The sequence below is a fragment of the Nostoc sp. genome (genome assembly GCF_036917435.1).
GTDB lineage: Bacteria > Cyanobacteriota > Cyanobacteriia > Cyanobacteriales > Nostocaceae > Nostoc.
Map to the genome: position 1 here is coordinate 41,464 of NZ_JBALDM010000038.1, position 24,323 is coordinate 65,786.

The 24,323-nt window shown below is 42.6% G+C and carries 15 protein-coding genes; 10 read left to right on the forward strand and 5 right to left on the reverse strand.

The window, feature by feature from the left end; translation table 11 throughout:
- Positions 1-69 precede the first annotated feature (69 nt).
- The 6 genes from V7K98_RS18150 (at position 70) to V7K98_RS18175 (ending at position 6,346) form a co-directional block, all read left to right on the forward strand.
- Positions 70-1,275: a DNA methyltransferase gene (locus tag V7K98_RS18150; protein ID WP_335024227.1), complete on the forward strand. Its 1,206-nt coding sequence runs from the start codon at positions 70-72 to the stop codon at positions 1,273-1,275.
- Positions 1,276-1,311: 36 nt separating this feature from the next.
- A complete protein-coding gene (locus V7K98_RS18155) occupies positions 1,312-2,175 on the forward strand; it encodes a hypothetical protein (protein ID WP_335024229.1) in 864 nt (287 codons plus the stop codon).
- Positions 2,176-2,205: 30 nt separating this feature from the next.
- Positions 2,206-3,930 (forward strand): precorrin-3B C(17)-methyltransferase, encoded by a 1,725-nt coding sequence (gene cobJ, locus V7K98_RS18160; protein WP_335024231.1) that lies wholly within the window; start codon positions 2,206-2,208, stop codon positions 3,928-3,930.
- Positions 3,931-4,371: 441 nt separating this feature from the next.
- Positions 4,372-5,022, forward strand: a complete 651-nt coding sequence (gene folE / locus V7K98_RS18165) for a GTP cyclohydrolase I FolE (RefSeq protein WP_335024233.1) — start codon at positions 4,372-4,374, stop codon at positions 5,020-5,022.
- 246 nt (positions 5,023-5,268) lie between these two features.
- Positions 5,269-5,625, forward strand: coding sequence for a hypothetical protein (locus V7K98_RS18170; protein WP_335024235.1), 357 nt, complete (start codon positions 5,269-5,271; stop codon positions 5,623-5,625).
- A 130-nt stretch (positions 5,626-5,755) separates the two neighbouring features.
- Complete coding sequence (locus V7K98_RS18175; RefSeq protein WP_335024237.1) at positions 5,756-6,346, forward strand: Uma2 family endonuclease; 591 nt, start codon at positions 5,756-5,758, stop codon at positions 6,344-6,346.
- Positions 6,347-6,690: 344 nt separating this feature from the next.
- On the opposite strand, the gene V7K98_RS18180 is transcribed toward V7K98_RS18175, so the two are convergent.
- From V7K98_RS18180 to V7K98_RS18190, 3 genes are all read right to left on the reverse strand, one after another.
- The gene (locus V7K98_RS18180; RefSeq protein ID WP_335024239.1) at positions 6,691-7,038 is read right to left on the reverse strand and encodes a cupin domain-containing protein; all 348 of its coding nucleotides are present in this window, start codon (positions 7,036-7,038) and stop codon (positions 6,691-6,693) included.
- A complete protein-coding gene (locus V7K98_RS18185; RefSeq protein ID WP_335024241.1) occupies positions 7,035-9,950 on the reverse strand; it encodes a glycerol-3-phosphate acyltransferase in 2,916 nt (971 codons plus the stop codon). Before V7K98_RS18185 ends, V7K98_RS18180 begins: the two co-directional genes overlap by 4 nt.
- Before the next feature lie 176 nt (positions 9,951-10,126).
- The gene (locus tag V7K98_RS18190; RefSeq protein WP_041565237.1) at positions 10,127-10,267 is read right to left on the reverse strand and encodes a hypothetical protein; all 141 of its coding nucleotides are present in this window, start codon (positions 10,265-10,267) and stop codon (positions 10,127-10,129) included.
- A gap of 223 nt (positions 10,268-10,490) precedes the next feature.
- On the opposite strand from V7K98_RS18190, the gene V7K98_RS18195 reads away from it, so the two are divergent.
- Together V7K98_RS18195 and gatA are read left to right on the forward strand one after the other, a co-directional pair.
- Positions 10,491-10,721 carry a hypothetical protein gene (locus tag V7K98_RS18195; protein WP_442940422.1) on the forward strand — a complete coding sequence of 77 codons (231 nt, stop codon included), beginning with the start codon at positions 10,491-10,493 and terminating at the stop codon, positions 10,719-10,721.
- On the forward strand, positions 10,684-12,144 hold the full coding sequence (gene gatA, locus V7K98_RS18200) for an Asp-tRNA(Asn)/Glu-tRNA(Gln) amidotransferase subunit GatA (protein ID WP_335024245.1): 1,461 nt from the start codon (positions 10,684-10,686) through the stop codon (positions 12,142-12,144). The genes V7K98_RS18195 and gatA overlap by 38 nt, the downstream gene beginning before the upstream one ends.
- Here gatA and V7K98_RS18205 read toward each other — a convergent pair.
- Positions 12,110-12,238: a hypothetical protein gene (locus V7K98_RS18205; RefSeq protein ID WP_335024247.1), complete on the reverse strand. Its 129-nt coding sequence runs from the start codon at positions 12,236-12,238 to the stop codon at positions 12,110-12,112. The two genes, gatA and V7K98_RS18205, sit on opposite strands and share 35 nt — an antisense overlap.
- Before the next feature lie 76 nt (positions 12,239-12,314).
- Positions 12,315-12,773, reverse strand: coding sequence for a helix-turn-helix domain-containing protein (locus V7K98_RS18210; protein ID WP_335024249.1), 459 nt, complete (start codon positions 12,771-12,773; stop codon positions 12,315-12,317).
- A gap of 811 nt (positions 12,774-13,584) precedes the next feature.
- Here V7K98_RS18210 and V7K98_RS18215 point away from each other — a divergent pair.
- Positions 13,585-18,843, forward strand: a complete 5,259-nt coding sequence (locus tag V7K98_RS18215) for a putative Ig domain-containing protein (RefSeq protein WP_335024251.1) — start codon at positions 13,585-13,587, stop codon at positions 18,841-18,843.
- A gap of 267 nt (positions 18,844-19,110) precedes the next feature.
- On the forward strand, positions 19,111-23,361 hold the full coding sequence (locus V7K98_RS18220; RefSeq protein ID WP_335024253.1) for a phytase: 4,251 nt from the start codon (positions 19,111-19,113) through the stop codon (positions 23,359-23,361).
- The last annotated feature ends 962 nt before the right edge of the window (positions 23,362-24,323 follow it).

The following is a 24,323-nucleotide window of genomic DNA, read 5'->3' on the forward strand; positions in this document are numbered from 1 at the left end:
TTGCCTTTTAAGGAATTTTATTCTTGCACTTCTAAATCCTTGGACAGTTCATCTACATTCATTAATAACATGAAATTGCCAGTTCATCGCTGGTTTAGATTTAGTGCAGGTTTCTCTGCCCAATGGGTTGAAACTATAATTAGCCAAGCTAAAGAACGAGGAGAAATTACAGTCTTAGACCCATTCTCTGGTTCTGGTACAACCTTACTCGCATCTGAAAAGCTTGGAGTTAAATGTTTGGGAATTGAGGCTCATCCCTTTGTTGTACGTATAGCAAGAGCTAAACTTTTATATCAAACTGACGCTGATGCTTATCTTGAACATATACAAAAAGTTATAAAACGTGCCGAAAATGTTCAGCCATGTATAGATACATACCCGAAACTGATTCATGAATGCTTTAGTATATCTTCACTTGAGTCTCTAGATAGATTACGCCAATCTTGGGAAAAACTTGCTGATGATTCATCTGAATCTCAGTTAGTTTGGTTAACACTTGTATCAATTCTTCGTCATGTTTCTCATGCTGGAACTGCACCCTGGCAGTACATTTTACCAAATAAAAAGAAACAATATTCTTTAGATACAATGTCTGCTTTTTGCCTAATGGCAGAGAGTATAGCTACAGATATGAGAATTGCCGGAAAAATGGCGGCTTCTGTTGCTACACTTATTCAATCTGATGCTCGGACTTGCCAGGGTGTACCTGATAATTTTGCCAACTTGGTAATCACATCACCACCGTATGCTAACAACTATGACTATGCAGATGCTACACGTCTAGAAATGTGTTTTATGAAAGAAATTTCCGGTTGGGGTGATTTACAAAGTGCGGTGAGGCAATACTTAATTCGTTCATGTTCGCAGCACGTAACCAATAAGAATGTAAACATCGATGAAGTTCTAGCATCTGATGAATTATATCCAATCAAAGCTAGTATTATTGAAACCTGTCACAAATTGTCCCAAGAACGACATTTACATGGAGGTAAAAAGAATTATCACTTGATGATTGCCTGCTATTTTTTGGATATGGCTAGAGTTTGGATAGCACTTCGCAGAGTATGCAAAAGTCCTACAACAGTTTGTTTTATGATTGGTGATTCTGCTCCCTATGGTATTTATGTTCCGGTGATTGAATGGATGGGTTTATTAGCACAAGCAGCAGGGTTTAAATCTTTTAATTTTGAAAAAGTTCGTGACCGAAATGTGAAGTGGAAAAATCGCAAGCATACAGTTCCTCTTTGCGAAGGTTGTTTGTGGGTTTACGGATAAAGTAATCACAACAAAAATTATTTTTGCACGAATGTAATGGCAGAGTCATTTTCACATAAATGGGGTCAGATTTTAGGGCATTTCATCCAAGAATTTATTCGTGAGACACTTCAAAAAGTGGCTGATGAGCATGGTTTTTACTTAGATTTTCAGAGAAAGCGCAAGGCACGAATCACTAAAAAGGTATCATGGCAGGATCGTTACGGTAACTATCATGACCTTGACTATGTACTGGAACGAGGAGGTACAGAAGATACTCTTGGTCTTCCAGTAGCATTTATTGAAACTGCGTGGCGGCGTTACACCAAGCATTCTAGAAACAAGGTTCAAGAAATTGAAGGAGCGCTTATTCCTTTGGTAGACACCTATAGTCACCTTAACCCATTTTTAGGAGCTATTTTAGCAGGTGTGTTTACTCAAGGAGCGCTTGACCAATTAGAATCTAAGGGCTTTAAAATTCTTTATCTTAAGTATGAAAATATCGTTAAATCATTTACATCTGTTGGTATAAATGCATCTTTCAATGAAAGTACGCTAGAAGCAGACTTTCAAAATAAGATTGAGCAATGGAAAAAATTATCAGAGCAGGATATTACTAATATCAAGAATCAAATGCTAATTCTTGAAAAAATCCAGATAGATCAATTTATCAATATCTTAGAGCAGTCATTTGCTAGACTAGTCCAACAGGTAAATGTCATTGTCCTACATGGAATATCTCAACAAAGTGCCACTGTCGAAAATGCTATTGAATATATTTATAATTATCTAGATAATCAACCTACATTTGCCCCACCATTAAAATACGAGATTGATATTCGTTATAATAATGGTGATTTAATTCATGCCATATTTAACAATAAAATTGAAGCACTCAAATTTCTCAGAACATTTATATAAAGTGCTAATTAAATAATTCGTAATTAAGTAATGATAAACGTTGCACCCGCCATTGTAATATTAGGTAAAAATAGCGTGACAGTAGCACGCAAAATAATCAGCGTTCTACCAGGGGCGACGCTATACGGTCTAGAGGGTCGCACATCGGGAGTTGATGTCAGCTTTACTAATTTTGGCGAGACGTTGCGCGAGTTATTTGCCCAAGGAACGCCGCTAATTGGCATTTGTGCCGCCGGCATTTTAATTAGGACGCTAGCCCCTCTGCTTTCGGATAAACAACAGGAACCACCGGTGTTAGCTGTCGCTGAAGATGGTAGTGCTGTTGTTCCACTCTTAGGCGGACTTGGTGGAGTAAACGATTTAGCCCGCCGCATTGCCGAAGTGCTTGATGTCAAGCCTGCAATTACGACTACAGGCTATTTACGTTTGGGTACAACGCTGTTGTCTCCTCCCCCCGGATACCATTTAGCAAACCCAGATGATGCTAAAAAGTTTATTTCAGATGTGTTAGCTGGGGCAGAAGTCAAACTAGAAGGCATAGCGCCTTGGTTGAGCGATCGCAAACTACCCATAGATCCACAGGGAGATTTGACCATTCAAGTTACGGAACGTTTGGTGACTCCTACAGCCAACTGTCTTGTGTATCACCCAGCAACGATCGCGATCGCAATTAATGACACCATTGATAATCCAGTCACTTTAGTACAGCAGCTACTAGCTGATGCCAAACTAGAAAAAACATCAGTCGCGGGGATATTTGCACCCATGACCGCCGCAGCCAATCCCGCAATCCACGCTGTAGCTAGCGCGTTGGGAGTACCTGCCCGCTTTTTTACCCCAAATCAGCTAGAAAGTCTGTTATCACAAGGTTATAGCCGCGCCCAAGCAGCAGCGATCGCAGCTACAGGCACATCCCCCTTATTTTCGTCATCTCCTGACGTGGCGATCGCTATTGCCTCCCAAGCAATTGACCCCAACACCATCGGTCAACCACGCGGACGATTAGCGATTATTGGCACTGGCCCTGGTGGAGCGCAATGGATGTCTCCAGAAGTGAAGGAGATACTGAAGTCGGCAACTGACTTAGTGGGTTATAAAACTTACTTAGATTTAATCGGTTCTCTGGCTGATGGCAAGCAACGCCATGAGTCTGACAATCGTGAAGAAGAAGCACGAGCAAAAATGGCTCTTGATTTGGCAGCATCAGGGCGATATGTAGCTGTCGTTTCATCTGGCGACCCTGGTATCTATGCAATGGCAACAGCAGTTTTTGAAGTGTGCGATCGCTATGCCTTACCCGAATGGGATAGTATCGATATTCATGTAGCACCAGGTATTTCAGCTATGCAGGCAGCCGCAGCAGCAATTGGTGCGCCCCTTGGACATGACTTCTGTGCTATTTCCCTCTCTGATATCTTGAAGCCTTGGTCTGCGATCGCACAACGAATTGCTGCTGCTGCGGAGGCTGATTTCGTAATCGCATTTTACAATCCTGTTTCCAAAGAGCGTACCTGGCAATTAGCAGAAGCAAGAAATATTTTACTCTTACATAGAACACCAGATACTCCAGTAGTCTTGGCGCGGAATCTCGGCAGACCTGGACAAACGGTTAAAGCGATCGCACTTGACCAGCTAACACCAGCAAGCGCTGATATGCGGACAATTATTCTCGTTGGTTCCACAAAAACCCGAACTATCAAGCGTAGTGATGGTAATATCTGGGTTTATACACCGCGTCGCTATACCAAAGAGTAGGTATAATAAGCGCCCTCAATAAATAACTAAGACTAGCCTTTTCAAGGTGACTTCTAAAATAAGATTGTTTTTCTCACTGCCGCGCCAGTTGCTACAACGGCGAGGCAGCGCAGTCTTCTCCCAAAGGGAGCTACAGCGTACACACAAGTCATCAAATTGCCCAAAACAAAAACCTCACCCTGTCAAGAAAGAACATCCCTCTCCTTACTAAGGAGAGGGACAGGTTTTACGTAGTAAAACCAGGGTGAGGTTATTTTTAACCACAGAGGTGTAGAAAGCACTCAGAAAAAATAAGAGATTTTACCGAAAGTAAGCTGACAAAATTTTTCACATAATGAAAAAGTGTAAATTTATGTTACATTTAGTTACGAGTCGGGAGTCGATCGCAACCAATATTTGACACCAGACTAATTTATCAAACCTTCCCATAGAACTCACAAAATGACTCTATCGATTCGTCCCGATCTAACTTCTGCCGATCAGTTACTGTCATCTTTAGCTACTGGGCAAAAACAAACTGTCACAGAAGCCCAAATGATGCAGGCTGTGCGTACTTTGTTGATTGGATTAGGAGAAGATCCAGACCGCGAAGGATTAAAAGATACTCCAAAAAGGGTGATGAAAGCTTTACAGTTTCTTACCAAAGGATATGATGAATCTTTGGATGAACTGCTAAACGGAGCAGTGTTTACAGAAGAAGCCAATGAAATGGTATTGGTACGGGACATCGATATTTTCAGTTCCTGCGAACATCATATTTTGCCAATTATTGGTCGCGCTCATGTTGCTTACATTCCTAATGGCAAAGTAATCGGATTATCTAAGATTGCTCGTATTTGCGATATGTATGCACGACGTTTACAAGTTCAAGAACGTCTGACGGTGCAAATTGCTGATGCTTTACAAAGATTACTTAAACCTCAAGGGGTTGCAGTGGTAATAGAAGCGACTCACATGTGTATGGTCATGCGTGGTGTGCAGAAACCTGGTTCTTGGACTGTGACTAGTGCAATGCGCGGTCTTTTTGCAGAAGATGTCGGCACTCGTCAGGAATTTATGAATTTGATTCGGCACAATTCTAATTTTCGTTAAATAGCTTTATTTGACGAAAATTTAGCAGTTTTTAAAATGGGATTTTAACTGGCGTTTGCCCCTCAAAACTGTTTAGCTTTTGAGGGGCAAATTTTTGGCTTTTCAGGCTAAAATTTGATTATTTCTCAGCCTGCCGGCCCATGCATCAGCAAGAAATGTAAGAGTGATATTCCTGATAGGCTTTGCTTGCACTGTAAGATTTAATCGGATAATCTGAGCGATCGCAATTGTTTTCTAAAAAAATTAATGAACAAATTCCTACTGAGTTTGCTTTCTTCTCCTGTGCTGATTACCTCCATTCTCTCTATGGGAGTTATGCTAAATCAAGCACAAGCTATAGAGCCACAACTAGTAGCCAAAACCACAGACCGTCTATCTTGTATCCGCAATAAACATAAAGTGGGTTTAGTGTGTGCAAGGGCTTCTGTATTGGCTCAAATTCCTAACTATCAGCGTGAAATAGAGTTTTCTCAAGAAGATGCTCCTATGCTGGAGTTTAATGATGAAGAAAGCAATGTGGCAATCAACTTATTTGGCTGCGATTGTCCCGCCTGTATAAATTCTTTACGTCAGATGCGCGGTGCTACACCCTTGGTATATTAAGACTTACGCAAAACTACAGGTGGTAGGGGCAATTCATGAATTGCCCCTACATGGAAATAGTGGTTTCGGCTATTTTTTGCGTAAGTCCCATACTTTATGCAAAAGAAAAATGCTGTAACAATTTATTTATATGACTCTTAGCCAATCTCACCCATATCTTTCACCAGAAGAATACCTCGAAACTGAAAAATCTAGCCTGATTAAACATGAATATATCCAAGGGCGGATTTATGCAATGGCAGGGGCAAGTGATGCTCATGTAACAATTACCGCTAACTTAGTCACCTTACTGAGAAATCACATTCGCGGGACTGGATGTCGTATTTACGTTGCTGATATGAAAGCACGCATCGAATCTCTGAATCTTTTCTACTATCCTGATATCATGGTAACTTGTGATCAACGAGATACCAATTTTGAATATTTTAAACGCTATCCCAGCTTAATTATTGAAGTTCTGTCACCCTCCACTGAAGCTCTAGACAGAGGCGATAAATTTAGTGATTATCAAGAATTAGAAACATTGCAAGAATATGTTTTAATCAGTCAAAACCGTCGACGTGTTGATTGTTTTCGACGCAATTCACAAAACAGATGGGAGCTTTATAGCTATAGGGTAAATCAAGAATTACAGTTTACCAGCCTGAATTTTTCTTGTTCTCTCACTGATGTTTATGAAGATGTCTTCTTTCCTGAAACTTTTAATCCTACTTCTGCTTAACGGGAAAGTGTCAAGGCTAATGAATCTTTGATAATCGTTTAAAATAAGGGATTTCCAAGGAATAAATTATCCTAAAAAACGAACCACAGAGACAAGGCAGCGCAGTCTTGGGGGTTTCCCCCATGAGCGACTGCCGCGCAGAGAACACAGAGAGAGGAGAGATTAAGGAACGTGGATTAAATAAAATGCAAAACTTGTATCCTGTCTCACGATCCCTCTCCTTTACAAGGAGAAGGATTGAGGGTGAGGTAAGCCAAAGACATAAACTGGATGTTATTTAATTCTTATTCCTAAGAGGATTTTTGACTCAGTTTTGGAATATTTTTTTATTTGGAAGTCCCTAATTACGCTGATTTTTCCACTCGCAAACCAAAGTAGGTCAAAATAAGCTCAGTTGAGCCACTATTGAGAACTTCATGTACTTCTCCCGGTTCTATAGCTACGCAGTTACCTGGAAGTAGTGGGTATTCTTTACCATTAATATGAATTACTCCCGAACCAGCTTCTACAAAGAATACTTCGCACATATCTTGATGTGCGTGGGCTGGTGCGGTTTGTCCGGGAGCAAAACTTGCTTGAGAAAAGTTGGTGAGATGAGGCAAATCGCCGAAGCGTAGCATCACTTTTTTCTTGATTTCGGGATTGTGAGAAACAGACTCTTCTGGCAAGTCTTTCAGAGAATTGGTAATCATTGGGGTCTTAAATCGTTAGATAATTCTACAATACCCCTAGATCCATCAATCCTCACTCGTTGACCATCTTGCAAAAGCCATGTAGCGCCCCGAACATCCATCACAGCAGGAATACCATATTCACGAGCCACGATCGCACCGTGAGAAAGTCGTCCACCAACTTCGGCAATTAAGCCTCCAGCCCTTAATAGCAAAGGGGCCCAGCCGGAATCTGTGTAAGGTACGACTAGAATTGTATCTCGGTCAATCTCAGGCACGTCTTGTAAATTTCGTAACACCTTCACTCTGCCTTCAGCTTGCCCATGACTGGCTCCAATACCTTGTAAAATTTGGTCAGAGTAGAGTGCAGAGGGAGCTAAGGGGTGAGGAGGTGTATTGCCGTAGACTAAAAGTGGTATTTGAATGAACTCGCTATCTTGAACGAATTGCGATCGCCTCGATTCCACTAACTTATCTAATTCCTCAATTAACCTAGAATCGTCACCCCCAATTAAACGTTGCACTTCATCAAAGTTGAGGAAAAAGATATCTCCGGTTTTCTGGAGTAAGCCTGATTTTAACCATATCTTCTCTAAAGCTACAAAACTCCAACGCAATTCAGCTAAGAGTCGTGAATAAACTTCGGTAACTCTCCCCTTGATATCCACACGCCGTTGCACAAATCCCCGTTTGTACTTACTAGCCAAGATGCTATTAATCGCGTCTTTAGCGCCTGATTGGGGTTCGTTCCCCTGCATTAACTGCACAAACATCTGCTTAATCATCTGGGGATTTTCCCGCCAAGTGGGAACGGAGATATCAGTCCCTACTTCACTTAAATAGCCGTAATCCTGAAGTAATTCATCAAAGGCTTGGAGGATTTTTTCTCCCTCTGGGGTTTGCTTTAACTGCTCAAATACTTGCTGTGGATCAAATTCAACCAATATCTGTTTGGCATCTGTTGCGATCGCACTGAGCGATCGCAATGCTGCTATCTCTGGAGTCACGCTATTATCAATTTGGCCATCCTTGACGCGAAAAATCGCCTGTCGCAGGGCGGCACTTAAGGGGGCTAAAATGCTGTAATACGTTCCGTGGCGCAGCAACTCCAGAATAAAGTCAATTCTGATTAGTAGCTTGGCTGGTTCCAAATTATCTACATTGTCTTGCGCCAACTGCGACAACCCAGCAATAAACCGTTGATGATAATCCCGCTTGAAGTCTTTTTCTAAGTTTAATTCTCGCTTCAGCAACTTCCCTAGTCCTGGTAAATTCTCCCAGGTTGCCTGCAAGGATGGTTTACTTAATTTTGCTCCTCTGGTTAAAAATTCCAGACTTTCCGGCGGCAATCCCATACGGAGAAAAATGTTTCCTAAGAGGGATGCGTTAAAATAGGCTCTGGAATAGTGCAGAGTTGCTGTCTCATTAAAATCTAACCCTAAAGCGCGATCGCCCAAAACTAGAGTAAAAAATTCTCCCCAAACTCCACAAGTTAAGGGACGATTAATTGACCATGTTAAGGGGTGAATTACTCCGGGAATCACTTCGGCGGCGATTTTGCGTGTCCAAATTGGTAGTAAAGTGGTAATGGGTCGAGATTGCAACACCCACAGCGTTTGACCGTCGTAACTCCATTCGATATCTTGAGGAGTGCCGTGATAGCGTTTTTCGAGTCGGTAGGCTAAGTATGCAACTTGCTTAATTAATGCTTGCGGGACTCGTCCAGTACCTTCTAATTGCACAGAGGAAGATTTTTCGGCTTCAACGACAAAAGCGCGATATTGTTCCGGTGTGACTTTTCCTGAAACGATTTGCGTGGGGCTACCTGGAAGGGCTTCAATGATGATTGCATCACCTTGTTGAGTAATGGGATCGCGGCTGAAAGCAACGCCAGAATAAACACTTTGGACTTGTTGTTGAATTAACACAGCCATTGCTGTATCATTTGAACCGCGATCGCGCCGATATTGTACAGCAGATGGATGATTGTAAGAAGCTTGAACTTGAGCGATCGCTTGCTGTAATGCCTCTGAGCTAGTAACATTTAAAACTGTTTCATACTGCCCAGCCGCAGAAGCCTGTTCTGAGTCTTCGCCAATAGCAGAAGAACGTACAACCAAGGGGGATAACTCTGATGGCTGGAGAAATTCTGTCAACACTTCAGCATCATCAACTGGGGCTAGCACCCACCCCTTTGGGACTGGATAGCCCCAGCGCTTAATTTGGGATAGTGTAGCCGCCTTTTCTCCCACAATGGCAGCATCCAAATCTTCATCTAAAGAAACCATAGCGCTTTGGCGTAGCCCGTCGTAAACATCGCCACGTAAAAATTCCAACATCGCTTGCGATTCTGTTTGCGCCTGTCGAACTGGTAGGTTCATATCATCAGGAATTTTTGTATAAATCCATCCCATTAAACCAGCTAAAGCAGCAGCAGCTAACATTCTGGGGATATCGCTAATATGCAAAATTGCCACAAACAATGGAAAAAGCAGTAAAACCCCAAATTGGACTATCTTTTTTGATTGCAGAATTGTAAAACTAATACCTGCCAAGAAACAGAGAAATATTGCCACAAGTGGATCGTGTACGATAAATCCCCAAACAACATTTGTCGTACCTGCCCCTTTGCCTATCCAGTATCTACCAATTACCAGAGCGATGAGGGCAATCAATTCCCAAAACGATCCCTCTGGAAAGAAAACGCGGGTGAGGAAAACTGCCGCAATTCCTTTCAAAGCTTCCGACAAGACTGCCAGAATTCCGACAAACTTACCGCCGTGGTAGAAAGCAGCTGATACACTGATGTTTCGTGTACCAATTTGTGATAATTTCTTACCTGTAAGCGCGTAAGTGATCCATGCAATCAGGGGTAATCCGCCCAAGAGGGGGCAGACAACTAAAATAGCTAAGACACCCCAAGGTTCAAACATTATGGATTTTGGATTTTAGATTTAAATTTTCCATCTAAAACCTCAAATCTAAAATCTAAAGTTTTTCTGAAATTTTTGATGGTAATTAGCGCTCTTTTATTTATTAGTCATGGAATGGACACTTGGCTACGACGGAAACCGTTTAAGACAAGTGTCCTCCTAGACTACCAATGGTTTTAGTTTAGCGCGTATGCAGCTTGCAGCGCCCAGATAATGAGAGCAGCGATCGATCCCAGAAGTAGCACGGTAGAGATAGTGACTACTTTTGGTGAATCTGCACCCTCAAATTTCATAATCCCTCGGTTTAAATCGGACATAGCTTTGTAATCCTCTCTTTATTGGAGCATGAAACATTTGTCCGTTTTGATTGTAGTCCCTCTATTTACGGATGATGTTAAGTTCCTAATATTATTTTGTTTAAGCTTCGCAATTTTTCCAACCCCAGAATTACTTATTTATTCAGGGGTAGCAGTCTTAATTTATGGAGATGAGGGAGAAAGAATAAATAACTAATGCCCAATGCCCAATGCCCAATGCCCAATGCCCAATGCCCAATGCCCAATGCCCAATGCCCAATGCCCAATGCCCAATGCCCAATGCCCAATGCCCAATTCCCAATGCCCAATGCCCAATGCCCAATTCCCAATGCCCAATGCCCCATGCCCAATTCCCAATTCCCAATATCGAGCAATATGTACTAAAATCAATGACTTGAGTCATAAAGAGAGCAATCATGGCATCCATCCGCGAGTTGCACGAACAGCTAGTTAAGAAAGAACGTTCCGCCGTTGAAATTACCCAAGAAGCTTTAGAGCGCATTCAAGCCTTAGAGCCGAAATTGCACAGCTTCTTATGTGTGACAGCAGAAAAGGCATTAGAGCAGGCGGGGGCTGTGGATGCCAAAATTGCTGCCGGAGAAGAAATCGGGCTGCTAGCAGGTATTCCTGTTGGGATTAAGGACAATTTATGTACCAAGGGAATCCCTACCACTTGCGCCTCCCGAATTTTGGAAAATTTCGTGCCGCCTTATGAATCAACGGCGACGCAAAAACTGGCGGATGCTGGGGCGGTAATGGTAGGCAAAACCAACTTAGATGAGTTTGCAATGGGTAGTTCCACTGAAAACTCTGCCTATCAAGTGACGGCTAATCCTTGGGATTTGTCACGAGTTCCAGGTGGTTCTTCGGGAGGTTCTGCGGCGGCGGTGTCGGCACAAGAATGTGTAGTTGCTCTCGGTTCTGATACTGGTGGTTCGATTCGCCAACCTGCATCTTTTTGCGGTGTGGTGGGGATGAAACCAACTTATGGTTTGGTTTCGCGTTATGGTTTGGTGGCTTATGCTTCGTCTTTAGATCAAATTGGCCCATTTGCAAATACGGTAGAAGATGCGGCAATATTATTAGGTGCGATCGCAGGTCACGATCCCAAAGACTCTACCAGTCTGAAAGTTGCCATTCCCAACTACGCAGCCAACTTAAAACCAGACTTCAAACCCAGAGGACAGCTAAGAATTGGCATCATTAAAGAAACTTTTGGTGAAGGTTTAGATTCTGTAGTGGAACAAGCTGTTACCAAAGCAGTAGATGTATTACAAAGTTTGGGAGCAGAGATTCATATAGTTTCTTGTCCACGCTTTCGTTATGGCTTACCCACCTATTACATCATCGCCCCATCTGAAGCATCAGCAAACTTGGCTCGTTACGATGGCGTTAAATATGGCTACCGCGCTCCTGATGCCGATAATCTGCTATCGATGTACACTCGAACTCGTGCTACTGGTTTTGGTACAGAAGTTAAACGCCGAATTATGATCGGCACTTATGCACTTTCGGCTGGTTATTACGATGCTTATTACCTGAAAGCGCAAAAAGTCCGTACCCTAATTAAGCAAGACTTTGAAAAAGCTTTTGGCGTGGTTGATGTGTTAGTTTGTCCGACATCTCCAACTACAGCATTCAAAGCAGGGGAAAAAACTACTGATCCCTTGAGTATGTATTTAACTGACTTGATGACTATTCCTGTGAATCTTGCTGGTTTACCTAGTTTAAGTTTGCCATGCGGTTTTGACGATCAGGGTTTACCAATAGGATTACAGCTAATTGGCAATGTGCTGCGAGAAGACCAATTGTTTCAGGTAGCTTATGCTTATGAGCAATCTACTACTTGGCATCTGCGTAAACCACAAATATCTTGAAATTGGGAATTGGGAATTGGGGATGGGGCATTGGGGATGGGGCATTGGGGATGGGGCATTGGGGATGGGGCATTGGGGATGGGGCATTGGGCATTGGAAATTGAGTAATAATTAATAGTTCTTCTCCGCCTGCTCCATGCCTTATCCTGATTATAAATATTCACACCGACTTACTTATTAGTGACTATTGACTGTTGACTAGTGACTTCTGGAATCGGCGATTTTGATGTAGTTTGTCGTGGATTCAGTATATGTAGAAGACCCGCAGATGCACCTACTAATAAGAAAATGTAGGTCAGAACAAGAGGTATGTATGTATTTGGTTTATTGTCTGAATTCTTGTAATCATTCTTGGAGTCTTGGCGGACTACATTGCTGATAAGAGTATGTGATAAAGCATTTCCATCCAGCCCTAAAGCATCTCCATAGCGACGGATGAATCCTTGAAGAAAAACAGGTTCAGGTAATTCTTCAAATCGTTCTTCTTCTAAAGCCTGCAAAACACCTGCCCGAATGAGGGTTAGAGCGGCTATTTCTTCTATGCGTATGGATTTTTCTTGTCTTACTTGTCGCAAGTGTGTGGTTATTTGCTTTAGCTGCTCTACTTGAGCTTGATTTAAAAGCGTCACAGTCTTCTCCTGTATGGGCTAATTCTACTATTCATATAGTGAGAAGACTTAAAAGTGCATACGTATTTTTACTGAATAATAGATTTTAGCCATTTTTTTAATCTATAGCTAAAGTCTAGATTTTAAAATGCTAATTTCACTATATTTACGTATATATTCTGTTAAAAAGTATACTTTATAAGCGATAAGTTGTCCACATAGTTGAAAAACCCGCAATTTATAATACAAGTATTTTCCGAAGTGCCTATAAATCTTACAAAATCAGCCTTCTTTCTTTTTACTTTTACCTTTTTACTTTTGCCTTGTTGTACTAGTAGGGTGTGTTAGACGGAACGTTGTAACGCATCCTACTAGTATTTTAAAAATCAAATACTAGTCCTATATTTGTTTTTTTAACCTTTCCCTAGCTGTTTCTTAACATTACTAAGATAATTTGAGTTTTGTAAATATGAATTAATGCTATTAATTTATGTAGCCTTTTTTACTCAGAAAACATTTTTTATGGTGCTATTGCGGTTCTCAGTTGAGTAGGTACTGAACCCCACCCCTGCCCGCAAGCGAGGAGGGGGCTATGACGTACTTCATGTGATTAGGAAACGCTATATTGCGATCGCTAAAACTGTGAAGTGCATCTTTTTAGTTCAATTTTTCTAATGCTTAGGGATTTCCAAAAAATAAATTATCCCATGTTGTGGAGTGGGCAACATGAGCGCCCTGATTATATAAATTAAATGCAGAACAGCTTAGTACCTCCACTATTAGGGGTTTCAAGTTAAATAAAACTCAAAATAAATTGAAGGAGACGTTATTAATGGCTTTGACACAAGGCGATATTGCTTTTATCTCTTTCAATGCTGATGAAGATGGCTGGTCTATTGTCACTTTTGTAAGCATAGATCCGAATACCATAATTTACTTTACCGATAACGAAGCTACTAGCCTGACAGCTTTTAATACTGGCGAATCTTATTTTCAGTGGAACTCAGGGACAAGTACAATTACTGCTGGCACTGTAATTCGCTTCAGTGCAATTGATAATGCTACTAATCTAGCAGCTTCAATTGGTGCATTTAGTCGGGTTAGCGTTTCTGGTAGTAGTAACTATGGTTTGAGTGCAACTAATGACACTATTTATGCTTATCTCGGCACGAGTGCTAATAGTCCCACTGTATTTTTGTCAGGCATATCAAATGATACTAGTACGCAAGGAACAACTGATTTAACTACTGCGGGTTTAACTATTGGAACTAATTCAATTTTGCTCAATAGTAGCGCTGATTACGGTGTATATAATGGCGCACGCAGTGGAGAGTCGAGTTTTGCAAACTATAAACTTTCTGTTAACAACGTCAGTAATTGGACAGTCGATACCGTTAATGGTGACTATACTACGACAGTTCCAGATACTACAAACTTTGCGATCGCTAGTGGAAATCCCACGGTTAATTTATCTGTAAACACTAACTCAGGAACTGAAGCAGATACAACCCAAATTATCGTTACTGCTACTGCTTCTAGTGCTGTTTCTGGTAATCAAACAGTTAACTTAGGTGTAACCGGAACTAACATCACTGTCGGAGACTATAACCTCAGCAACACTGTAATCACAATTCTCAACGGACAAACAACAGGTTCCGTCACCTTTAGCATTGTCGATGATGTTCTGATTGAAGGAACAGAAACCGCTACCTTAAGCATCAGCAACCCTAGCACTGGTATTACACTAGGCAGCACTACTACTCAAAATATCACCATTACTGATAATGATGTAGTCGTGGGACAAGCGCCAACTATTCAACTAGACACAGCTAGCACCACAGACCTTTTAGATGCTAATGGTGCTTTATCGGCTACTGGGACGGGGGCAATTAGCGGCGTAATTGGCAACGTTAACGACCCAGCCAAGACACTGGGTGTCAACTTTACGATCGCAGATTCTGATACTCCTGTAGGAAATTTGACTGTAACAGTCACTAGTAGTAATGCAGCAGTTGTTCCTAACGGGAACTTAACGCTAAGTGGCACTGGCAGCAACCGTAATCTGAAAATTAATCCTGTAGGTGTTGGTACTGCCAATCTTACAGTTACAGTCAGTGATGGTGGTAGTAGTGCCAATTATGCGATCGCTTATGCAGCATCGGCGAATGATGGCACTGCCACAACTCAATTTTTAACGGGTACAAGCGATGCTTCTACAGCCATTCCTGTGGGTGGCACATTCTTCTTAGAAGCTGATGATGAAAATCAAGTTTTGCGTCTTTACGATTACAGCAAGTCGGGACTCCCTGTAACTGGTTTTGACTTTACAAGTTCTCTAGGACTGACTGACAGTTCTTCTGGCGTGTTACGAGAAGTGGATCTCGAAGCTTCAACCAAGGTAGGTAATCGCATTTTCTGGTTGGGGTCACAGAGTAATAGCGATGATGGTAAGAATCGCCCTAATCGCGATCGCATTTTTGCCACCGATATTACTGGTACAGGAGCATCCACTACACTTAGCTATGTAGGGCGCTACAACTTTTTAAAAGAAGACATCATCAACTGGGATGTCAATAACGGTCACGGCAAGGGAGCCAATTACTACGGCTTGGCTGCTAGTGCTGCAACTAATGTCGGGTCAAAGCAATCAAACGGATACAATATTGAAGGCTTGGAAATTGCCCCCGATAACACCACAGCTTATATCGCCTTCCGCGCCCCCGAAGTTCCACCTTCTGGACGATCTAACGCCCTCATCGTTCAAGTTACTAACTTCACCAACCTGATATCAGCTAGCGGTGGAGGTACACAAGGCTCTGCACAATTTGGCGCTCCCATCGAATTAAATTTAGGTGGGCGGGGTATTCGGGAAATTCGTAAGAATGCTAATAACCAGTACGTGATTATTGCAGGGCCAGCAGGAGACGCAGGAGTAGCCCCCAACGATTTCCGCCTTTACACTTGGGATGGTAATCCCAATAGCCAACCGCAATTACGTGCGGCAACATTCCCTGCTAACTTCAACCCTGAAGGAATTATCACCATCCCTGATAATTTAACAAATACTTCTCAAATTCAATTTGTCAGTGATGATGGCAACAGCATTCTCTACAACGATGGGACATCTGCTAAAGATTTATCAGAGAACAATTTCAAAAAATTCCGCACCGATAGCATTACACTTGGCGCTGTAGTTCTCACTCCTCGGATTCATGACATCCAGGGTGCATCTCACATTTCTCCATTAAACGGGCAACAAGTAGGTGATGTCGGGGGAATTGTGACAGTCATTAAATCTAATGGCTTCTATTTACAAGATCCTAACCCAGACAACGACGATCGCACTTCCGAAGCTATTTTTGTCTTTACCTCATCAGCGCCAACCGTATCCGTTGGAGATTCTGTATTAGTCAATGGAACAGTCACAGAGTTTCGTCCAGCTAACAATGTCAACAACCTGACGACTACAGAAATTACTAGTCCCACAATTGTGAAACTCTCCAATGGAAATGCTTTGCCAACTGCGACGATTTTGGGTAATGGCGGCAGAACTATTCCAACTTCGGTAATCGATAACGACACTACAGGTAATATCGAAACTGGAACGACTACCTTTGATCCAACCCAGGATGGCATTGATTTCTACGAAAGCTTAGAAGGAATGCTAGTACAGGTAAATAATCCTGTAGCAGTTAGCCCGACAAATTCTTTTGGGGAAATTTGGGTATTAGCAGATAATGGCGCTAATGCCACCGGACGTACAGCCCGTGGTGGTATTGTTGTTAGCTCTAACGATTTTAATCCAGAGCGTATCCAAATTGATGACACGCTGTTTACCTCTGGTAGCTCACCCAAGGTTAACGTTGGTGCAACTCTTGGCACGATTACGGGTGTGGTTGATTATAACTTCAGCAACTATGAAGTTCTGCCTACCTCCGTGACAGTGACTTCAAACACCCTAACCAAAGAAGTCACTAATTTAACTCCCACCACAGACCAACTGACAGTTGCTACCTTCAACGTCGAAAACCTTGACCCCAGCGATGGCGCAACCAAGTTTAATAACCTTGCCAGCCGCATTGTCAATAATCTGAAATCGCCAGATATCATTTCTCTAGAAGAAATTCAGGACAATAACGGGGCGACCAATGATAGCGTAGTTGATGCTAGTACAACCTTCCAAACATTAATTGATGCAATTACTGCTGCTGGTGGCCCCACATATCAATATCGCCAAATTAGCCCGGTAGATGATACCAACGGCGGCGAACCTGGGGGAAATATCCGCGTCGGCTTCTTATTTAATCCCAATCGTGTCAGCTTTGTAGATATCCCTGGTGGTACTTCTACTTCTAGCACCACAGTCACAGATATTGGAGGTGTTTCTGCTAGCCCTGGTTTGATTGATCCCAACAACTCAGCTTTTACTAGCAGTCGCAAACCGTTAGTTGGACAGTTTACTTTTAACGGTGAAACTGTGTATGTAATTGGCAACCACTTTAATTCTAAAGGTGGCGACCAACCACTATACGGGCCAAATCAACCTCCAACCCTTAGTAGTGAAGTGCAACGCCAGCAACAAGCTACCTTGGTGAAAAACTTTGTCGCCAGTATTTTAGCGATCGCTCCCAATGCCAATATAGTAGTAGCGGGTGATTTGAATGACTTTGAATTTTCCAACCCTGTTAGCACCCTAGAAAGCGCTGGACTGACTTCCTTAATTGAAACTCTCCCTCCAAATGAGCGTTACACCTACAACTTTGAAGGTAACGCCCAAACCCTTGACCACGTTTTAGTCAGTAGCAACTTACTTGGTAAGCTAGATGCTTATGATGTAGTTCATGTCAACTCAGAATTTGCCGATCAGGATAGCGATCACGATCCTAGCCTAGCTCGGTTTAATCTACCTGCAAACCAAGCACCTACAGCCGTAGCTGATATAGTTAATGTTGCCGAAGATGCAACCACATCTAACCTTTATCTCAGCTTACTGAGTAACGACACCGACCCCAATCAGGGAGATACTAAAAACATCATTGCTGTTAATACTACAGGTACAAAAGGGCAAGTTTCCTTTAACAAAAATACGCAAAACCTGAGTTACACAGCCTCTAACTTTGACTATTTATCCCTTGGGCAAACAGCCAGCGATAGTTTTACTTATGCGATCGCAGACAGTAAAGGTTTACAATCGACTGCGATCGTTAACGTCACCGTCACAGGTGTTAACGATGCCCCCACAGTAGTGCAACCGATTGATGACCAAATCATCTCTACCAACAAGTCGTTTTCTTTCAATGTCAGTAATAAATTTGCTGACATCGATCAAGGTGACACCCTCAGCTACAGCACTACGGGTTTACCCACCGGCTCTAATATTCTTGCCAACACAGGTGTGATATCCGGCACTGTATCCCAAGTTGGCATTTTTGCCGTTACAGTTACCGCCAATGATGGCAAAGGTGGCAATGCTAGCGATACCTTTGACCTGACAGTTGCCAATAATAAGGCAACAACAGGCAACGACATCATCTTTGTCAGCGAACTTACAGGCTTAAACCAATATATAGTCAATGCCCTAGCTGGGAGCGATCGCGTCATCGGCACTAATGCCAGTGAGTTAATCGACGGTGGAACAGGCAATGATTACATAGATGGTAAAGGCGGTATAGACATCCTCCTTGGGGACGATGGCAACGACACAATCTTTGGTGGACTTGGTAGTGACGTTATCTCTGGCGGGAATGGTAGCGATCGCCTCATTGGTTGGGGAGGTGGCACAAATGAAATCGACCTTCTCAACGGCGACGAGGGTGCAGATACTTACGTCTTAGGTGATGCAACTTCAGTTTTCTATGCCAATTCCGGTAAAGGGGATTATGCCGATATATTCAACTTCCAAACAAGCGATCGCATTGAGATTAAAGGAATTGCGACCAATTACTCATTAGGGTCAGCATCAGCCGTGTCTTTAAATAAATCTGCTGTGGGTATCTTCACAAACAATGGTGCGGAATTAATTGCTGTTGTAGAAACCGGGTTAAACCGCAACACCAATTTAGCAACAGATACTCGTTTCCTCTTTATTTAACACATCCTTCTTCTCACCCAGATGCACAGAGAAAGAGTTTGAAATAAAGACTTTTGCAAGGGACTTCCAAATAAAAAAATACTCAAGTACTTCTTGTGGGGCGGGCAAGATGCCCACCCCACAAAATTGGGTAATTTATTTGTTAGAAGTCCCCAACAAACAAAAAAATCTCTCTCAAACTCTCCTCTCTCTGCGCCTCTGCGGTTCGTTATTCCTAACTCCTCCACAAATCCAATCTTCAAAACACTCTAATATCTTGAACAACTTATGGTTACAACAAACACAGTTCGCTTTTCTCAGTTCAACGCTTCCTTAAATCGCAACACAGAAGGAGAGTTAGTAACCGATCTCTCCAGCCCTGATAACCCTCAAGCAAAAGCAGTTGCAGAAATTATCCAACGCAATAACCCAGACGTACTGCTGATTAACGAATTTGATTACTCCCCAGAAGCAGTTCAACTATTCAAGCAAAATTACCTTGCAGTTAGCCAGAATGGTGCAACTCCCGTTGACTACACCTACTCTTACATCGCCCCTTCCAACACAGGTATTGCCTCTGGTTTTGACTTAAACAACAACGGCACAGCAGTTACAACCCCAGGCGCAGCCGGATATGGTGATGATGCCTTGGGATTCGGTAATTTTCCTGGTCAATATGGGATGTTGTTACTATCCAAATATCCCATAGACACTGCAAACATCCGCACCTTCCAAAACTTCCTCTGGAAGGATATGCCCAATGCTTTGCTTCCCGACGATTCGACAACACCAGAACCAAATGATTGGTATTCTGAGGATGAATTAGCAGTTGTACGCCTTTCTTCTAAAAGTCACTGGGATGTACCCATCCAAGTAAACGGTGAGACAATTCACGTCCTCGTCAGTCACCCCACACCCCCAACCTTTGACGGGCCAGAAGACCGCAACGGCAAACGCAACCATGATGAAATCCGCTTTTGGGCAGATTACATAACCCCTGGTAAAGGCGATTACATCTATGATGATGCAGGTAAAACAGGCGGGATTCTTGCTGGTTCAGACTTTGTGATTATGGGCGATCAAAACGCTGACCCCGTAGATGGTGATAGTTATGACAACGCTATCCGGCAACTATTGCAAAATCCCAATATCAATACTAATGTTATCCCTACCAGTCTTGGCGGTCCCCAACAAGCAGACTTACAAGGTGGTGCAAACGCTAACCAAAAAGGTAATCCTAGCTTTGACACCGCAGATTTTGCCGATACGACTCCAGGAAACCTGCGAACAGATTACGTTTTACCCTCTGCTGACCTCAAAATTGCTAACTCAGGGGTATTTTGGCCACTGAATACTGACCCGACATTCTCCCCAGTCGGTACTTATCCCTTCCCCAGTTCTGACCATCGCTTGGTGTTTGCGGATGTGCAAACAAAGCCAACTGAAGCGGGTGAAACTATTCCTAATGTTAAATTTGTCGGACAGACTACCTTCGCTACTGGCTTTATTCCTGCTGGCGTTGCGGGAAGTGTAAATGGTGTACAAATTCCATTGGGTGGATTGTCTGGCGTTGCCTACGACGCAGTTAACAACAGTTACTACGCCATTTCAGATGATCGCTCTCAAGTTGCTCCAGCCCGTTTTTATACCTTCAATACTGTTGATGGTGTGACTTTTACTAATGTCACAACCCTAAAAGATACCAACGGCAACTTTTTTGCAACGAACAGCCTTGATCCTGAAGGTATTGCTTTAACCAATAATGGGACGGTCTTCATCTCTTCAGAAGGTGAAGTTAATCTTAGTGCCGGTCGTGTTAGCAATCCCTTTATTAAAGAGTTTTCCTTGACAACAGGGCAAGAAGTGCGATCGCTATTAGTTCCCAGCAAATTCCTACCAGTAGTTGCAGATACCAATCACGATGGCATTGTGAATACAGGTGATACACAGATATCAGGCGTATATAATAACCTGGCATTTGAAAGCCTCACCATCACACCTGACCAAAAAACCTTATTTACTGCCACCGAAAACGCTCTATCCCAAGATGGGTTAAAAGCTTCGCTCACCAGTGGTAGCCCTTCCCGGATTTTGCAATACAATCTAGTGACTGGACAACCAGAAAAAGAATACCTCTACATCACCGATGCAATTCCCGAAGCACCCAACCCAAGTACAGGTTCTGCTGACAATGGTTTGGCGGATTTATTAGCAATAGACAATCGTGGTACTTTCCTAGCCCTAGAACGTTCCTTTGCCCAAGGTGTAGGCAACACCATCAAAATTTACGAAGTTTCTTTGCAAGGTGCAACAGACATTAGTTTCTACGATTCTCTGAATAATTTGAGTGCTGAACAACTAGCAGCTATTAAACCCGCCCAAAAGCGCCTGCTATTAAATTTAAACGATCTGAATTTGCCCACTGATGCAAATCATCCGATTACAGGAGTGGATAATATAGAAGGTCTTGCTTTCGGCCCCAAATTGGCAGATGGTCGTCAGTCCATTGTGCTGGTGAGTGACAACAACTTTAGTACCACCCAATATACCCAAATCCTCACCTTGGGCGCAGACTTAGTTCCCACTGCTGCACCTACATTAGAAACACGTCCTGATTTAATTGATGATCCGGCGCTTCCCACATCTCAACGTGGCGATGCTGACGATCCTGCGATCTATGTTAATGCCACCAATGCTGCTGATAGTCTAGTTTTAACCTCAGTCAAAAATGCTGGATTGCGGGTTTATGATCTGTCTGGCAATTTGTTGCAGACAGTTAATCCTGGTGGTATTCGCTACAACAATATTGATTTGCAATACGGTTTCAAATTAGGCGATCAATCTATTGATATTGCCGTAGCTAGCGATCGCGGCAATGATAAACTAGCAATCTTCAAAATTAACCCAAACCCTGGCGCTGAAGGCAATTACCTCGAAGATATCACCGATAGCAATATTGGTACTATCTTCCAAACCACACCTTTTGAACCTCCATATTCTGCATCAGCTCGCAGTTCTTACGGACTAACCTTATACCGTAGTGCTGTAACTGACGATTACTATGTCTTCACCAGTCGCCGCCAAACTGGAGACATAGCTCAATTCAAACTAATTGACAAAGGTAATGGCCAAATTGGAGCGGAACTGGTGCGGGAATTCACCATCCCCTCACCCACAGCAGCAGACCGTTCTCCCCAAACAGAGGGTATGGTAGTTGACCAAGAAACCGGCTTTATCTACATCGCCCAAGAAGATGTAGGCATCTGGAAATTCGACGCAGAACCGGATGGTGGCACAACAGGTAAGCTGATCGATCGCGTCCGTTTTGAAGGTGGTTCTCACCTCACCGATGACGCAGAAGGGTTGACCATATACTACGGCAAAAACGGCACAGGTTATCTGCTAGCATCCAGCCAAGGCGATAGCACATTTGTTGCCTACACCCGTGAAGGTAACAACGAATACGTGGGTAACTTTGCCATTGGTAACAATGGGTCAATTGACAGCGTACAAGAGTCAGACGGCGCAGATGTCATCAACGTGTCACTGGGTTCTAACTTTCCATTTGGTTTATTTGTCACTCAAGATGGTTCCAATGAACCTGCTAAAACAATCGATGGTGAAAACGTCAGTTCTAACTTCAAACTCGTACCTTGGGAGAATATAGCCAACGCCTTCCCCACTTCTTTAAATATTGACACCACTAGTTACGATCCACGCAATCCCGTTTCTCAACGCAATCTGACAACAGTACAGCCGACTTTCCCAAATGGTTCTGGTTCTAGCAACAGCGATATTGTCAATCTTGAGCCAGGACAATTTTTTAGTGGAGGTGACGGAGCAGACTTTATCGAAGGTACTCAAGGTAACACAATTGAGGCTGGTAAGGGTGATGACACCGTGCTTGTAGGGAGTGAATCTTCAGCATTTGGGAATGACGGTAACGATCAAATATTTATTGGTCAAAATGGCCCGGCTCAAAATACCAGTGCTGATGGTGGCAATGGTAATGACATTATTACCGTAGTGGAAGCCAGTGGTAGTAATAATTTATTTGGGGGGGAAGGTGATGATACTCTCACTGTAATTGAAGGTTCACGTCAATCATTATTCGGTGGCTCAGGTAACGATACTCTTCGTAGTGGCGGTAGCAATAACCGTCTCTACGGTGGTTCTGGAGATGATAAACTCTTCTCCAACCTTAATGACTCCCTATTTGGTGGCGATGGTGATGATGTGCTATTTGCTGGTCAGCAGGGTAGTAATCGCCTCAGTGGTGGTACTGGTGCAGACCAATTCTGGATTGCTAACGCCAGTCTGCCAGCTAGCAAAAACATTGTGACTGATTTTGCGATCGGCACTGATAAAATCGGACTAGGTGGTATTAGTGTGACTAAATTTAGCGCTTTAACACTATTGCAACAAGGCAATGACACTCTAGTTAAAACCGGAAATACAGAGTTGGTTTTATTGCAAGGAATTAGCCCAACTAGCCTGACTGCAAATGACTTCGTTTTTTCTTCTAGCATTGTGGCTTAGTTTGTTTTAGGACTTACGCAAAACTACATCTGTCGTAGGGGCAATTCATGAATTGCCCCTACAGCCTCTAGTTTCGCATCATTAATTATGTAGCGGTTCTCGGTCGAGTGAGGTACACCCGTAGGGACACGGCAGTGCCGTGCCCTTACACTTTGCGGTTAATCTTGTACTGCATCTGAATGGGAACTGCTATAGACGCATCTTCAAACAGAAATTATATTAGCGATCGCTAACAGATAAAAATTGAAAAATATCAAATTTCATTTCTTAAAATGATCAACGAATAATTTAGTGTTATTAACGCACTAAGCCCTCGATAATGGTGCGTTAATAACTGCGTTACAACACACCCTAGAATACCTAATTTTGTTCAGAAATTAAATATGAGTTTTATATTACTTTATTCCTTGAAATAATTTTAATCATTTCTTCTGTTTAGCTTATTCTTATCTTAATCTTTTAATGAAAATATCTTTAATGCTAGCTAAGTTCTCTCATAACTACTATCAACCGATTTAAGTTCTGAATCTCATTCTTCCGCATTCATTACTCACTAATATCAAGTCCGGGTAACTAGTTATGATTCCCACATTTATTACATACATCATACACACTCGCAAATTCGCTAATGCTGTGACATTCCGCTATCATTTCTCAAGCTTTCGACAACTGTGAGAAAATGCGTTTGTTGGAAATGTATTCTTGGTGTAAATGACGGAATCGGACTAGACTTGCCCAAACTCTAAAGGACTTACACAAACAATAGCCGAAGCCCTAATTTTGGGGTGGGGGCAATTCATGAATCGCCTCTACCGCGTGTAGTTTTGCAATTCTGGAAATTCTCCGTAATTCCGGTTTATAGGATGAGAACATGATTTATTTTTCCCACAAGTAAGTAATGGAATGAGAGAACTTGAACACCTTGTGGTGCAGTTAAATCCCAATACCCAAATAACATTCTA